The 16,418-nt window shown below is 33.2% G+C and carries 13 protein-coding genes; 11 read left to right on the top strand and 2 right to left on the bottom strand.

What is annotated here, in order from left to right:
• The first annotated feature begins 891 nt into the window (after positions 1 to 891).
• Positions 892 to 1,956 carry a phosphotransferase enzyme family protein gene (locus tag HQN85_RS02110; RefSeq protein ID WP_173268696.1) on the top strand — a complete coding sequence of 355 codons (1,065 nt, stop codon included), beginning with the start codon at positions 892 to 894 and terminating at the stop codon, positions 1,954 to 1,956.
• 44 nt (positions 1,957 to 2,000) lie between these two features.
• Here the strand turns inward: HQN85_RS02110 and HQN85_RS02115 are convergent, their stop codons facing one another.
• The gene (locus HQN85_RS02115; RefSeq protein WP_173268697.1) at positions 2,001 to 2,225 is read right to left on the bottom strand and encodes a hypothetical protein; all 225 of its coding nucleotides are present in this window, start codon (positions 2,223 to 2,225) and stop codon (positions 2,001 to 2,003) included.
• Positions 2,226 to 2,756: 531 nt separating this feature from the next.
• Between HQN85_RS02115 and HQN85_RS02120 the strand changes: the two genes are divergently transcribed.
• From HQN85_RS02120 to HQN85_RS02130, 3 genes are all read left to right on the top strand, one after another.
• Positions 2,757 to 3,125, top strand: a complete 369-nt coding sequence (locus tag HQN85_RS02120; protein WP_262888138.1) for a response regulator — start codon at positions 2,757 to 2,759, stop codon at positions 3,123 to 3,125.
• Between the two features lie 184 nt (positions 3,126 to 3,309).
• Positions 3,310 to 3,738 (top strand): nuclear transport factor 2 family protein, encoded by a 429-nt coding sequence (locus HQN85_RS02125; protein WP_173268699.1) that lies wholly within the window; start codon positions 3,310 to 3,312, stop codon positions 3,736 to 3,738.
• A gap of 102 nt (positions 3,739 to 3,840) precedes the next feature.
• Positions 3,841 to 4,071 (top strand): hypothetical protein, encoded by a 231-nt coding sequence (locus HQN85_RS02130; protein WP_173268700.1) that lies wholly within the window; start codon positions 3,841 to 3,843, stop codon positions 4,069 to 4,071.
• A gap of 2 nt (positions 4,072 to 4,073) precedes the next feature.
• Here HQN85_RS02130 and HQN85_RS02135 read toward each other — a convergent pair whose 3' ends face one another.
• Positions 4,074 to 5,090 carry a LacI family DNA-binding transcriptional regulator gene (locus HQN85_RS02135; RefSeq protein WP_173268701.1) on the bottom strand — a complete coding sequence of 339 codons (1,017 nt, stop codon included), beginning with the start codon at positions 5,088 to 5,090 and terminating at the stop codon, positions 4,074 to 4,076.
• Between the two features lie 233 nt (positions 5,091 to 5,323).
• Here HQN85_RS02135 and HQN85_RS02140 point away from each other — a divergent pair, with 233 nt between their 5' ends.
• The 7 genes from HQN85_RS02140 to HQN85_RS02170 all read left to right on the top strand — a co-directional run bounded on the left by HQN85_RS02140 (position 5,324) and on the right by HQN85_RS02170 (position 16,369).
• Complete coding sequence (locus HQN85_RS02140; protein ID WP_173268702.1) at positions 5,324 to 8,506, top strand: SusC/RagA family TonB-linked outer membrane protein; 3,183 nt, start codon at positions 5,324 to 5,326, stop codon at positions 8,504 to 8,506.
• A 19-nt stretch (positions 8,507 to 8,525) separates the two neighbouring features.
• Entirely contained in the window at positions 8,526 to 10,322 is a 1,797-nt protein-coding gene (locus HQN85_RS02145) for a RagB/SusD family nutrient uptake outer membrane protein (RefSeq protein WP_173268703.1), read from the top strand.
• A gap of 10 nt (positions 10,323 to 10,332) precedes the next feature.
• Positions 10,333 to 11,886, top strand: coding sequence for a DUF4957 domain-containing protein (locus tag HQN85_RS02150; RefSeq protein ID WP_173268704.1), 1,554 nt, complete (start codon positions 10,333 to 10,335; stop codon positions 11,884 to 11,886).
• 153 nt (positions 11,887 to 12,039) lie between these two features.
• Positions 12,040 to 12,774 (top strand): rhamnogalacturonan acetylesterase, encoded by a 735-nt coding sequence (locus HQN85_RS02155; RefSeq protein WP_173268705.1) that lies wholly within the window; start codon positions 12,040 to 12,042, stop codon positions 12,772 to 12,774.
• Between the two features lies 1 nt (position 12,775).
• Positions 12,776 to 13,744: a pectinesterase family protein gene (locus HQN85_RS02160; protein ID WP_173268706.1), complete on the top strand. Its 969-nt coding sequence runs from the start codon at positions 12,776 to 12,778 to the stop codon at positions 13,742 to 13,744.
• A 54-nt stretch (positions 13,745 to 13,798) separates the two neighbouring features.
• On the top strand, positions 13,799 to 14,746 hold the full coding sequence (locus HQN85_RS02165; protein ID WP_173268707.1) for a pectinesterase family protein: 948 nt from the start codon (positions 13,799 to 13,801) through the stop codon (positions 14,744 to 14,746).
• Positions 14,747 to 14,752: 6 nt separating this feature from the next.
• Entirely contained in the window at positions 14,753 to 16,369 is a 1,617-nt protein-coding gene (locus HQN85_RS02170) for a glycoside hydrolase family 43 protein (RefSeq protein ID WP_173268708.1), read from the top strand.
• The last annotated feature ends 49 nt before the right edge of the window (positions 16,370 to 16,418 follow it).

Raw genomic sequence — 16,418 nt, forward strand, 5'->3', positions numbered from 1 at the left:
GTATAGCTAGCTAAAGGTTTAAAAAATCGTCTTTAAGGTGCGTTTTTTCGTGCCCTTATGTATAATCCTAAAGCTAGATCACTCTTATGGGTGATTTTTTTGAATTATAGTTTCTTTAAAAGAAAATTATTTTCCTCTTTTTCCATTCATAAACCGAGATTTCGATAATTGAAAGAAGAATAACATAGTTTTAAGGCGATTTGATTAATAGTTATGCAATTTATTGGGAAACAAACGTTTGCACTCAGTTTTTGAAATCAATTTGTTGATTTATTTTAACTGCTAATCATATAGGGGAAAGGCTATAAATAAACCTTTTCGAAGAATTAATAATTTATGTTGGAATTTTTGCTTGTCATATAGCAAGATAGAGATGATGAAATAAGAAGAAGGGGATGGTTTCTGGGTCATTTCTTCTTTTATACTTTATGAAAGTTGCTATATTTTAAACAAACGTTTGCGCTATAAAAAATAAAATCTGTGCTTTTTGAATATATATCTTGCATTAACAAACTAGAAACGATAAGACAAAGTTTGAGCTATAAAAGAAGCATGAAGAAGAAGAAATCTTTAACCAAGGTAGAATAAAATACAATTACCGTTCTTGCTCTATTTTTTATGGCAAGGATTAAACAACTTAAATTTAACACAAATGATCAAAAAAATTACATTGTATTCCAGAGAATATTCTCTTTAAATCTAAAGTAGATAAGAATTTTAGCTATTAAGATTCTTATCAATAGATACTACATTTTGAAAAACACAGCATTCGAGTTCTTAAATAATAGTTTTAATTGGTTGCATACTCCCTTTGCTATCTTGATAGCAAAGGGTTTAGCATAATATTACTATAATTTGCTCAATTAAACTTTTTATACCACACTAAATAATATGTTTCAAGAAATCTTAGCTAGCTATGGTTTGCAATTCGATGATTATAAAATAGAACTTCACGGTTCTGGGCTAATTAATTACACCTGGAAAGTTTCAGGTGTTGAAAATGACTATCTGTTACAGAAAATAAATACAACTGTTTTTAAGGACCCCATACATATAGATGAAAATCTAGTAGAATTGAGAAAATTTCTGGACAAATATTCGCCAGATTACTTATTTGTATCTCCATTGCCTAATTTAAAAAATGAAACGATGGTGGTGGTTAACGAAGAATATTACCGAATTTTCCCTTTTATTAAAAACTCTAAATCAGCTGATTATGTAAAGTATGCAGATGAGGCGTATCAGGCCTCAAGACAATTTGGGCAATTTGCCAAAGAATTAGATGGATTTGATACGAGAAAATTAAAGTATACACTTGCCGACTTCCATAACCTTTCACTTCGTGTGGAGCAATTTAAAAGTGCTTTAAAAAATGCAAGTATAGATCGTCTGCAACAAGCAACAGCGGAAATAGAGGAACTAACTCATCTTGATTATATCGCAATAAAATATCAAGAACTTATTCAAAATGGAAAACTTAAAGAAAGAGTAGTTCATCATGATACAAAAATTAATAATGTTCTGCTTCACGATGAAACAGGTGAAGGAATTTGTGTAATAGATTTGGATACGGTAATGCCTGGTTATTACATCAGCGATGTAGGAGATATGATGCGAACTTACTTATCTGAGGCAAATGAGGAGGAAAAAGAGTTAACTAAAGTTTTTGTGAGGGAAGAAATGTTTTTTGCTATTTATAGAGGGTATATGGAAGAAATGGGAGAGGTGTTATCAATTTCTGAAAAAGAACAATTTATTTTTAGTGGTAAGTTTATGATTTATATGCAGGCACTAAGATTTTTAACTGATTTCTTAAATGACGATATCTATTATCACACTACTTATAGTGAACATAATTTAGTGAGAGCAAAAAATCAGGTTCAACTATTGAAGTCATATTTAGCTTCAGAGTATATTTTTGAAAAGATTTTTCAAGAAAACTCATTGGTAAAATAAGCAACTTCAAATGAATAGATTTAATTTGTTTAAACAAATTAAATCTATTTTCTTTTAAATGTTAGGTAGGTACTTATGGCGCCCATTGCTGCAAATGCAAACCAAACATCGCCACGTAAAGGCAAATTTTTGTTTTCATGATTTACCTTTTCTTTAACTGGTAAAGTTGAGGTAGATTTATTTTTAGCTAATAACACACTATGGCTAGATGCTACTGTAACAGCTAAAGCTAAAAAAAGAATGCTGATAAATAATTTCGAATATTTCATTAGGGATTGATTTATTATATTACCAACTAGGCAAGAGCAATGCCATTTGCCTTTCTAAGTGTGCTGTATTGATTATAACCCCGAAAATTAGATGTTTAACCATGTTTTTTTATAAATTATAAAAAAGGCAGCTATAAGTGGGAAGTGTGGACTTTTTTAAAGGTTAGGAAAAATCGGGGAATTATGGGGAAATCACTTCTTGGTTCTTGATAAAAAATATATACAATTATAACACTTGGTTAATGGGAATTAATTCCTCAATTTTAATATATTTTACACATTTTGTGGAAAATATTCTACTATTTATATAAAATCAATAACAGGCAGTGATTATAAAACTAAAATGTTACACTCTTAAAAACACGATTTTAGCATTAAATTTAAAACTTCATTACAAAGTATCCATCTTTTACTGGCTGTATTATAAATAAAAATAGTATGGCGTTTATTTTGTCTATAATTTAATATGCTGGTCATGTTTTAGGAACAGTAAAGCAATAATTAGTATTGATGGAGCAAAGGAATAGGATAATGGTGGTCGATGATAACCTCATAGATCAGATGATCACTGCACATGTGTTGAAGAATGTCAATACTAATGGAGAAGTAATAGTAATGGAGAGTGCCATGAAAGCACTTGAATATCTTTACGAAAACCAAAATAACCCATTAGCGATGCCATCACTTATAGTGCTTGATTTGGATATGCCAGAACTAAATGGATTAGGGTTCTTAAGGAAATTTGAAAAATTTAGTAGAGAAGTGAAAAGTATATGTCGTATTGTAGTGCTTACTGCTTCAGAAATACAAGCTGATATTGAACATATCCAAGCGCATCCAAATGTATCAAAACTTATTTTAAAGCCATTAGATAAAAATGCTTTTGCTCCGATTATATAGAATTTTTTAAGTTAAGCTCCTCATAATTTTTTGTAGAAACCCCTTATAATATGAGGGGTTTTTTTATGGCAAAACATTAATAGAAAATCTTTTGCTGATTATTCCTTCTCTTTGCATTTTTAAAAATGATGCTAAAAACTGTATATTGGGGAAATATAACAGTGACGGAATTCAATTTATAAGTATGAAAAAGTATATTATTCTCTTTTTATTTCTAAGTATAAATGTGATGGCAAAAGCTCAAACTATTGAAGAAAAAAGAGTGCTTAATGCTGTAGAGAATCTAAGGCTAGCATTAATTAGTGGGGAAAAATTGGCTTTAGAAAATATTGCAGCAGATGATTTAAGCTATGGACATTCTAGCGGGAAAATACAAGATAAAGCTGCTTTTGTAGAAGGAATAGTTAGCGGTGCTTCAGATTTTGTAAGTATAGAATTTAAAAATCAAACTGTAAAAGTTACTGGCAAAACCGCAATAGTACGTCATGAGTTACATGCGAAAACTAATGATGGTGGAAAGCCTGGTGAAGTTCATTTGGGTATTCTTTTAGTATGGCAAAAGCAAGGTAAGGATTGGAAATTATTAGGCAGACAGGCTTATAAAATACCTTAAGTTTCTATTCATAGTTTTAAATCATTTCAATGTTAAGTTAATGTTAACAAAAAATAACTTTAACTTCATATAAATTTAACATTGGCTTTTTACTTTTAACTCATGAATTATCCAGTGTTTATATTCCATGAATTAGTACTTAGGTTTTCTGATGTTAATAGAGGAATTGGAAGGTACATCTCTGCCACAATTGATAATGGTGAGTGTTTAATTAATACAACAACAGGACATATCAAAGTAGCATTGTCTATGTTGGAAAAACAATACAATAACCCTAAATTAATTTCTAAAGAAGAATTACAGCAATTAGCTAGTGGTTTTGAAATAGGATAGTCCTAACTATTTCGTACAAATAAACTGGTGTCTAATATTTTTTTCTCAAATTCTTCTACCGGATATTTAGCTTCAATTAATTGTAAAAGCATTTGTGTTGCGAGCTGACCAATTTCAAAAGCAGGTTGTCGAACTGAAGTTAAAGAAGGATTAAACAAGTCTAATACATCAGAGTTGCTGAAGCCAGCAATGGCCATATCTTTTGGAACGCTAATTTTAAGGTTTTTAAATACACTTAAACATCCAGTACTTAATCTGTCGCCAGCAACAAAAATGGCATCTGGTTTTTCATCTAAAGCCATTAACTCTTTAATTGCATTTTCAGTTTCTTCATAAATCATTCCACCATGTGGACAATGTTTGATGTAAGATGGATTGATTGTTATGTTATTGGCCTTTAAAGCACCTTCATATCCTTTTAATCGCTCTATACTAATTGATAATTGAGTTGAACTTGTTAAATGAGCAATCCGTTTATAACCTGATTTGATGAGATGACTAGTTGCTTCAAAAGCGCCTTTTTCATTGTTTGCAATAACCTTATGCGTTTCAATTTCATCTGCTACTCGATCAAAAAAAACAATAGGTAAGCCCTTTTCATGTAAATAACTAAGATGTGAAATGTCGTTAGTTTGAGACGATAAAGAAACTAATAAGCCATCTACAGATCTTGAAGCTAAATGCTGAACATTGATTACTTCACGATCATAAGACTCATGAGTTTGTGTAAGAATAACATGGTAACCTCTGTCATATGCAATGGATTCTATGCCATTAATTGCTTGAGAAAAGTAACTGTTTGCAACCTCGCTCACTATAACTCCAATGGATTTGCTGCGGCGTTCCTTGAGACTTAAAGCAATTGGATTTGGTTGATAATTAATCTCTTTTGCATAGGCTAGAACAATTTGTTTAGTTGCAGCGCTTATTTCATGTGTATCTCTTAGTGCTCTTGAAACAGTAGAAGTGGATAAGCCTAGGGCCTTTGCAATATCTTTTATGGTTACGGGCTCAAACATGGTTCAACGCTATATTTTGACAAGTAGAAGGAATAAAAAGCTAAGTTAATAATAGTAGTATTTGTTTATGATTTTAAATATAACTTTTTAGATTGAATTTTTGGCAACGTTGTCGGGAACGATTGCACAAATTTAGTGTCATGTACTGATATGCTTTATAAAAAAAACAATGTAGACTTGTTAATAGATGACTTAATACGTCGTCATAACCAACCAAAATATAACCTAATTGTATGAAAAAAATTTTACTGTTCTTTTGTGTGCTTGCTATGGGCATAAATATAGCTAAAGCACAAACTAGGCAAATTACAGGAAAGGTAACCGATAAGGCAACTAAAATGTCAATTCCAGGTGCCTCTGTTACCTTAAAAGGTACTTCAACTGTAGCAAGTACCGATGCAAATGGTCAATTCTCAATTACTGTTCCTACAGCTGGTACTGTTGTTTTACAAGCCAAATATTTAGGTTTTAAAATGCTTGAAATGACTGTTGGTAATGAGACCAGACTAAACTTTGCACTTGAAGAAGAGGTTTCAAATTTAAATGAAGTTGTAATTAATGTAGGTTATGGAACAGTCCGTAAAAAGGATTTAACCGCTTCAGTATCATCAGTTAGTGCTGATGTGATTGCTGCTGCACCAGTTTCTTCTGCACTGGAGGCCATCCAAGGCCGTGTACCTGGAATTATCATTTCTTCAACAGAAGGATCGCCTGATGCACAAATAAATGTGAGAGTTAGGGGAGGAGGTTCAATTACTGGCGACAATGCACCATTATATATTGTAGATGGTTTTACTGTTAGTTCAATTGCAGATATTGCCCCTCAAGATATAGAAAGCATAGATATTTTGAAAGATGCTTCTTCAACGGCCATTTATGGCGCTAGAGGTGCGTATGGTGTGGTTTTGGTAACCACAAAAAGTGGTAAGGCTGGCAAAACTAGCATTAGCTATAATGTTTTTGCAGGTACAAGAGAAATGGCAAATAAGTTAAATGTACTTACTCCGTTAGATTATGTTACCTGGCAATACGAAAGATCTCTCTTGGATAAATCCCCAACAGATTACACTCAGTATTTCGGGAATTATCAGGATATTGATTTATATGCCAATGTACAACCAAACGATTGGCAAGACATCATATTCGGACGTACGGGAACAACTTTTAATAGTAATATAAGTATTAGTGGTGGAAGTGATAAAACTAAATATAGTTTAAGCCATAATTTTGTTAAAGATAAGGCGATTATGCAGATGTCTGATTTTCAAAGACATAATGTTAATTTTAAGCTTAATCATAAATTGTTTGATAACCTGACATTAGATTTTGGAGTTCGTTATTCTGATACTAAAACCAATGGCGGTGGTGCAAATGAGCAAAATGAAAAATCTTCTGCAGATTCCCGCTTAAAGAATGCCATGTTATTTCCTCCATTTCCAGTGGCCGGCTTAACATCATCTACAGAAACCAATGATGAGTTTAACTTATATAGCCCTTTAACATCCATTACCGATAATGATCAAAACATTCACCGTAAAACTTACAACTTAAACGGAGCGGTAACTTATGAGATAATTGATAATCTGAAGCTCCGTTCTGAAGTAGGTTATGATGGTTTAAGAAATGATCAAGATCGTTTTTACGGGCTTACAACATATTATGTGAAAAACCTTTCTGATTTCCCTAATCTACCTGTTCTCAATAGCATGAATACAAATAGAAATGGGATAAGAAATACCAATACCTTAAATTATAGCTTTGGTAAAATTTTAAATAAAGATCATAACCTAAATGTGTTATTGGGTCATGAATACAATAAAACTGAATTAAATGTTTTAACAAATGAGGTTCGTGGTTATCCGAAAACTTTCGGATTTGATCAAACAAGAGTATTAACAACTCAAGGCAAGGCTTCTATTATTGCTAATATTTACGAACCTGACGATAAATTACTATCGTTTTTCGGAAGGGCCAATTATGATTATAAAGGAAAGTATTTATTAAGCTTAGCCTTAAGGGCAGATGGTTCCTCAAGATTCGCTCCTGGTAATCAATGGGGATATTTTCCTTCAGCTTCTGGAGCCTGGAGAGTATCTCAAGAAGATTTCATGAGTAGTACAAAATCTTGGTTAAGCGATTTGAAAATAAGAGCAAGTTATGGTGCTGCCGGAAACAATAATATTCCTACCGGTCAAATGACCCAATCTTTTTTAAATTCTAATACTGTTTGGATAAATGGAGCTAGCAATTATTGGGCAGCTTCAAAAACAATGGCAAATCCAGATTTAAAATGGGAAACAAACGTAACTAGAAATATAGGTTTAGATTTTGCTTTACTTGATTCTAAAATCACAGGGACAATAGATGCCTATTTAAATAAAACTAAAGATCTATTGCTTGCGGTTCAAACTCCAGGTACGGGGTATGATATACAATATCGTAATGTGGGCCAAACAGAAAATAAAGGTTTAGAGTTTTCTGTGAGTTGGAATGCTGTGAAAAAAACAAACTTTGATCTTTCTGTAAACGCCAATATTAGTTTCAATAGAAATAAAGTAATTTCATTGGGTCCTCTTAAAAATCTTAATGGTACTTCTAATTGGGCATCAACTGAAATTGGTATAGATTATTTGGTAGAGACAGGAGCATCAATTGGTCGAATTTATGGTTATAAAAATGCTGGTAGATATGAGGTTTCAGATTTTTCTGGATATAATTCAGTAACAGATACTTGGACATTAAAAGCTGGTGTTGTTGATGGCAAAGAATTTTTAGGAACCATTCGTCCTGGTACAATGAAAATCCAGGATATTTCTGGTGATGGTAAAATTGACCAATCAGACAGATCTGTTATTGGTAATGCTAATCCACTAAATACAGGAGGATTCTCATTAAACTCTCGAATTTATAATTTTGATATTGGCGCTTATTTTAACTGGAGTTATGGAAATGATATTTATAATGCCAACAAAATTGAATATACATCAACTAGTAAGTACAGCTCTAGAAATATGATCGATATCATGGCAACAGGTAAGCGTTGGACAAATCTACGTGCCGATGGTACAATTAGTAATGATCCAGCAGAATTATCAGCAATGAATGCCAATACTACATTATGGTCACCATACATGAAGTCATTTGTACTGAGTGATTGGGCAGTAGAAGATGGTTCGTTTTTAAGGTTATCTACTGTTACTTTAGGTTATACACTTCCCGCTAAAATCTCTGAAAAATTGAAGATGAAAAAATTGAGAGTTTATGCTTCTGGATATAACTTGTGGTTATGGACAAATTATACAGGTTTTGATCCCGAAGTATCTACAAGAAGAAAAGATAATTTAACACCTGGAGTAGATTATTCTGCTTACCCAAGAAGCAAATCATTCATTTTTGGGCTAAATGTTAATTTTTAAGACATATTAAATTAAGAACATGAAAAAGATAATATATATACTATTTGTTTTCGCTGGATTTGCTGCAATTAGTAGTTGTAAAAATGCTTTGGATGCTCCAGCAAAATCTACATTAGATGAATCAGTGATTTTTTCTACACCAGGTTTAGCTGAAGGTGCAATTGCAGGGGTACTTCAGTCATTCGGGGAAACTAATTCTTATAGAGGTCGCTTTTTGGTTTACTACGGAATTAATAATGATACCGAAGTAAATAACTCTTTAAAATCAACTGGTGATGATAAGGCGAGATTGAGTAATTATAACACCAACGTAAACAATAGCCAAATGAATACATTGGATAATGCCTATGCTAAATTTTATGAAGGTATTGAAAGGGCAAATTTAGCAATTAGAGGAATTAGAACTTATGGGAAGATAGAGAGTAACCCGCAAATGGCACAAATTTTAGGTCAAATCTTAACGTTAAGAGCGGTTGTATATAATGATTTAATCAAAGGCTGGGGTGATGTTCCTGCAAGATTTGAACCAGTTACTAGCGAAACAAGTTATTTGCCAAGAAGTGATAGAGACGTTATTTACAAACAGTTGTTGGCAGATTTGAATGAAGCAGCAGGTTATTTGCCTTGGCCAAATGAAAATTCAAGTGTTACCAGTGTAGAAAAAGTGAATAAAGCATTTGCCAAAGGTTTAAGAGCTCGTTTAGCATTAGCAGCGGGTGGCTACGCACAACGTTTAGATGGTACTGTAAGATTAAGTACAGATCCAGAATTATCTCATGATAAAATGTATGCCATAGCTAAAAAAGAATGTTTAGAAATTATAGCTAGTAATAAGTTGAAACTGCTCGGATATGAAGAAGTATTTAGGAAATTAAATGAAGAGACTGGGGCTGCAGGGTTGGAATCTATGTGGGAAATTCCATTTAGTGAGGGTAGAGGAAGGGTAATTTTTGATTTAGGTGTAAGACATTTAAAAACAGATCAATATACAGGTCAAAATAAAGGTGGCACAAATGGTCCTAATCCAATCATGTTGTATGAATATGAAAAAGAAGATGTTCGTAGAGATGTGAGCATTGTTCCTTATAATTGGGATGGTGGAGATGGTACAAAAGGTGCTGCTCAAGTTCCATCGAATTTAAATGCCTTATATTTTGGTAAATATCGTTACGAATGGATGAAACGCAGAGTTACTTCTACTAACGACGATGGCTTAAATTGGATGTACATGCGTTATGCAGATGTGATCTTAATGGCTGCTGAAGCAGTTAATGATATTGATGGCCCTACAGCCGCTGCTCCATATTTAAAAATGATTCGTGATAGAGCATATCCAACAGCTCCGGCAAAAGTTACGACATTTATGGCGGCTGCTACAGCTTCCAAAGCAACTTTCTTTGATGCAATTGTAAACGAAAGAGCTTTAGAATTTACAGGAGAAATGTTAAGAAAAGCTGATTTAATTCGTTGGAATCTATTAGATACAAAATTGGCAGAAGCTAAAGTTAAATTACAACAACTAGAAAACAGAACAGGGAAATATGCTAATCTTCCTGCTAAGATTTACTATAAAACTTTAGCTAATGGAGAAACTGTCGAAATTTATGGATTAAATTTTGGAGATACAGATGCAATTGGTGCGGCCGCTGGCTATACTGCCAACAAAACCTGGGCATTAGGCACAACAACAGAGACAATAAAATATTGGGATGCATTATATGTAAAGCAGCCTAATCTTCAACAATATTGGCCAATATGGCAAGTATTTTTAGATGCTTCGAACGGAATGTTAAACAATAAACCTCTAAACTTATAATATCAAGGTGATGAATAGAAAAAATATATATATCAGCATTTTCTTTCTGTTAACCTTAGTTGGTTTTTCAGGCTGTAAAGATGACATGATGACTGAAATAACAAAGCTCGATGTTGACAGAGCTTTTTCTCCAACTGGTTTAACGGCTAGTGTTGTCAATAAAACAGGGGTTAAATTAACTTGGAATGCAGTTAATAATGCAAAAACATATACAATAGAAGTTTTTGAAAATGCAGATTTTTCAGGCACTGCAAGTAAAACAATTAAAGACATTAACTTTCTGCAAGTTCCTTACACAATTACAGGATTAAGTGGGGATACACAATACTCAATTAGAGTTAAAGCTGTTGGAGATGGTGTAGATGATTCGAAATGGATTTCTGCAACTGTAAAAACTGATTCAGAACAAATTTTTCAAACCGTAAATCCTGCTAAACTAACCTCAAATTCTGTGGTGCTAAATTGGCCAGCTGGACAAACTGCCACAACAATTACTTTAGCTCCAGGTAATATAACACATACAGTTACTGCTGCAGAAATTACCGCAGGTGAGGCTACAATAACTGGATTAACTGGCGAAACCTTATATACGGCTAAATTACTCAATGGAACCAAAGTTAGAGGTACAATTACTTTTACAACTTTATTAGATTTAGGTGGTGCCCTTCCCGTTTATCCAACAGATAATTTAGCTACCTTAATTGCAAATGCTAATACAGGCGATGTATTTGCGTTGTTCCCGGGTACCTATACAATTAATGCGGATTTAACAATACCTAAATCGATTTCGATTAAAGGTGCAAGACCAACTGATAAGCCTAAAATAGTAGGAGCTGCCTTTAAAATTAGAGGTGCTGCTGGCTTAGAATTAAAAGATTTAGTCCTTGATGGAACTGGTTCTATAGCTGCACAAACTATTATCTATGATGAAGCCCTTCCAGCTAGTACTTACGGTGCTTTATCGGTAAAGGATAGTGAAATTAAAAATTATGTGAAAGGTATATTATACATTAATGTTGCGGCATTAGCAGAATCCATTACTTATAGTGGAAACCTCATTCACGACATATCATGTACTGGAGCAGGCTTTATAGATTTTAGAACTGGATTTGCTAAAACATTCTTGTTTGAAAATAATACAGTGTATAACATAATAGAAGATGGTAGTAGAGATTTATTCCGTATGGATGCTGCTTCTTCTTTTACAAGTACTACAAGTGTAATTACAATTAGAACAAATACTTTTTACAACGCACTGAATAGGGCAGCTGGTAGATACTTGTATATTCGTATAGCTTCAAATCAAATTAATTTTACTAAAAATATAATTGCAGAAAGCTTAAATTATTATACAAATCAGGCGGCAACCACACTTACCTCAGTTTCAGGCAATAATTACTATAATGCCCCTAACTTTACGGCTAGTGCCACATCTGGAGCTAAAAATGATACTGGAACATTCACAACTTTAAATCCAGGTTTTGCAGCCCCAACTACGGGTAATTTTACCATTAGTGAAAGCACATTGAAAGCAAATGGAATAGGTGATCCAAGATGGAGATAATACTTTATTAATATTAAAATGGGCAGATTACTCTGCCCATTTTTTATGAAATCAATTGGCGGCTTTGCCTAATTAATTATCGTAAATGCTATGAAAGTTAATTAATTTGCTTTCTAAATTTAAAATAATGTTAATTAAATCTTCAAGTATAGCATGCACAAAAATTTTTTAATAGGATTAGGATTTGTTCTAATCTCATCATTTACTGCAATAAAAAGAGAACCTATTACACTTTACATTATAGGTGATTCTACTGCAGCCAATAAACAACCTAAGGCTTTTCCAGAAACTGGATGGGGAATGGAGTTACAATCTTTTTTTGATACAAATGTTAAAGTTGATAATCGAGCCCTAAATGGAAGAAGTACAAAATCTTTCATCAATGAAAAAAGATGGGATGCTATTTTAACAACTTTAAAAGAAGGTGATTATGTTTTAGTTGAGTTTGGTCATAACGATGAAAAAATAGACAAACCTGAAATCGGAACATCATTAAATGAATTTAAAATCAATTTGATAAAATATATCCAAGAAACCCAGGCAAAAAAAGCAACTCCAATTTTATTAACTCCAATAGCTCGTCGAAATTTTAAAAATGGAATTTTAGTAGATACACACAAGGGTTATCCTAACGTGGTGAGAAAATTAGCTGATTCATTGCATATTCCATTAATTGATATGGAACTTAAAACAAAAAAGCTATTGACTGGATTGGGTGATGAACCATCAAAAAGGTTATTTAATTATGTAGATTCTGGGAATGTGAACTATCCTGCTGGAAAAAAAGACGATACACATTTAAGTCCAGATGGAGCTAAGGTTGTTGCAGGCTTGGTTGTTGCAGGAATTAAAGAAATTAAAGTCAATCTATCTAAGTATTTGAAATAAGATGAAAAAGATATTGTTTTATTGCTCGATTGTTCTACTGTTGAATTCTTCTGTTATTAAGGCATCAAACTTCAGATCTGCATACGATATTATAGTTGCACAAGATGGTTCAGGTAATTACAAAACAGTGCAAGAAGCAATTAATGCAGTACCCGATTTCAGAAAAGTTGTAACCACTATTTTTATTAAGAACGGAATTTACAAAGAAAAATTAAACCTTTCTGCTTCTAAGCAACTCGTGAAAATGATTGGAGAAAACGTAGAAAAAACTATTTTAACATTTGATGATTGGGCACAACGAAAAAATAATTTTGGAGAAGAGAAAGGAACATCAGGCTCAGCAAGTTTTTATATTTACGGACCACAATTCTCTGCAGAAAATATAACTTTTCAAAATACAGCTGGCCCTGTCGGACAGGCAGTTGCTTTATTCGTAGCAGGCGATAAAGCTAAGTTTGTGAACTGCAGAATGTTGGGTTTCCAAGATACATTGTATACTTATGGTTACGCAAGTCGTCAATATTATTATAAATGCTATATAGAAGGTACAGTTGATTTTATTTTTGGTTCGTCTACTGCTGTTTTTGAAGAATGCGAAATATTCTGTAAAAATGCAGGATATATTACTGCGTCATCTTCTCCAGATACCTCAAAATATGGATATGTTTTTCTAAATAGTAAGGTTTTAGGTAATGCTCCAGCAAACTCCTTTTATTTAGGTCGTCCTTGGCGCCCATTTGCAAAATCCGTTTTTATCAATTGCGATTTGGGTAAAATAATTAAAGCAGAAGGATGGGACAATTGGGGAAAAGAAACAAATGAAAAAACTGCATTTTATGCCGAATACAATAATACAGGTGCAGGTGCAAATCCTAAAGCTAGAGTAGCTTGGTCGCATCAATTAAATGAAAAAACGATAAAAGAATATACATTGGATCAAATTTTTAACGGATGGAATCCAAAAGAGTAGTTTGTCACTCAGAGCGAAGAAGAATCCAAAAAGTAAAAGCATAAAAAACGATAAATGAAAACTATAGTAACTTCCCTTTTCCTACTTACCATTATATCTGCTCATGCGCAAACATATCCAAAATCTTTTACTGTAGCTAAAGATGGTAGTGGCGATTTTAAAACTATCCAAGAAGCGGTAAATGCTGTCCGAGATTTATCTGAAGTTCAAGTACCTATCTATATTAAAAAAGGAATTTATAAAGAGAAGTTAGTTGTTCCAGCTCAAAAATCTAAAATATCCTTAATTGGAGAAGACAAAAACCAAACGATCATTACTTTTGATGATTATTCTGGTAAAAATGGAATTAATACTTATACCTCTCATTCTGTTTTAATTCAGGGAAACGATTTTAAAGCCGAAAACCTAACGTTTGAAAACTCAGCTGGTCCTGTTGGACAAGCAGTGGCATTGCATGTAGAAGCAGATAGAGTAATCATCAAAAACTGCAGAATTTTAGGTAATCAAGATACACTTTTCCCATCTGTGGATACCAGCAGGCAGTACTATGTTGATTGCTATATTGAAGGCACAACCGATTTTATATTTGGTGCAGCAACTGTAGTTTTTGAGCATTGTCATATTCATAGCAAGAAAAATTCATACATCACAGCAGCATCAACTACACAAGCTCAACCTTATGGCTTTGTATTTTTGGATTGTAAACTTACCGCTGATCTTGAGTTTCAAAAAGTGTATTTAGGTAGACCATGGAGACCTTATGCCAAAACGGTTTTTATTCGTACAGAAATGGGTGCGCATATTTTACCAGAGGGATGGCATGTTTGGAATGAAAATAAAAACCATGAAACTACTTTTTATGGAGAATATGGCTCTTTCGGACCCGGTTTTGTGAAAGAAAGTAGGGTGAATTGGTCTAAACAGCTCACTAAAAAAGAAGTAAAACAATATACGTTAACAAATATTTTCAAGGGAAATATAGCATGGATTCCTATTAAGTAGAATATAATGAAGAAATTATTCACCATTTTATTTACTTTTTCTACGCTAATTGTAAGTGCTCAACAAATAATTTCAAAAGTGTGGGTACCAGACTTAGGCAATGGGAAATATAAAAATCCAGTAATAGACGCTGACTATTCCGATCCAGATGTAGTCCGTGTAGGTGATGATTTCTATTTAGTAGCTTCAAGTTTTGATGCCGTTCCGGGTTTGCCAATTTTACATTCTAAAGATTTGGTGAATTGGACAATTATCAGCCATGCCTTAAAAACACAATTACCTTTTGAGCATTTTTCTAAAACACAACATGGCAATGGTGTTTGGGCGCCAGCAATTCGTTTCCATAATGGCGAATTTTATATTTATTATCCTGATCCGGATTTTGGCATTTATTTAACTAAAGCTAAAAATGCAGCAGGGCCATGGTCTGAACCTATTTTAGTAGAAAAAGGAAAAGGATTAATTGATCCTTGTCCCCTTTGGGATGAAGACGGAAAAGCTTATTTGGTTCATGCATATGCAGGTAGTAGGGCTGGGGTTAAAAGCATTATCGTAGTAAAAAAAATGAATGCCACAGGCGATAAAGTAATAGATGAAGGCAAATTGGTATACGATGGACACGAATTAGACCCAACAATAGAAGGGCCTAAATTTTATAAACGCAATGGTTTTTATTACATTTTTGCTCCTGCTGGTGGAGTAAGTACCGGTTGGCAATTGGTTTTACGTTCAAAAAATATTTACGGACCATATGAACGTAAAGTTGTGATGAATCAAGGGAAGTCTCCAATAAACGGTCCACATCAAGGTGCATGGGTTAATACGCCGGCTGGGGAGAATTGGTTTTTGCATTTTCAAGATAAAAACGCTTATGGCAGAGTTGTGCATTTGCAACCTATGAAATGGATAAACAATTGGCCAGTAATTGGAATTGATGCTGATGGTGATGGAATTGGTGAACCCGTTTTAACATATAAAAAACCTTTGGTTTCAAAACCTATAGCATTATCTACGCCTGCAGAAAGTGATGAATTTAATGGTATAAATTTAGGCCTCCAATGGCAATGGCAGGCTAATCCATCTGCAACTTGGTCTTTTTTAAATCCATCAACAGGTTCGTTAAGATTATATTCTGTAAAAATTTCTGATAGTGCCAAAAACTATTGGGAAGTACCAAATTTACTGCTACAAAAGTTTCCGACTGAGAAATTTACAGTAACTACAAAATTGAATTTTACTCCTAATACTAAACTTGAAAACGAAAAATCGGGATTAATAGTAACAGGATTAAGTTATGCTAACCTAGCTGTTAAAAGCAAAAAAGATGGAATTTATTTGGTTTACACAACTTGCAAAAATGCAGATAAAGGGAAAGCAGAAGATGAAAAGGTATTAGTAAAAATTAGTAAATCTCAAATTTATCTTCGTGTAAAAGTAAGTGAAGGAGCGAAATGTCAATTCAGTTATAGTTTAAATGGCGATGAGTTTATTGAGGTAAATGATGTTTTTCAAGCTGAGCCTGGCAAATGGATTGGTGCTAAAGTAGGTTTGTTTTGTGTTAGAGAACAACAAACTAACGATTCTGGTTATGCAGATTTTGACTGGTTTACAATAGATCAGTAATATTTATATTTTTTAACTCCCAAAACGGTAACGATTGCATAGTTATTTT

The sequence above is a fragment of the Pedobacter boryungensis genome (assembly GCF_013204825.1).
GTDB lineage: Bacteria > Bacteroidota > Bacteroidia > Sphingobacteriales > Sphingobacteriaceae > Pedobacter > Pedobacter boryungensis.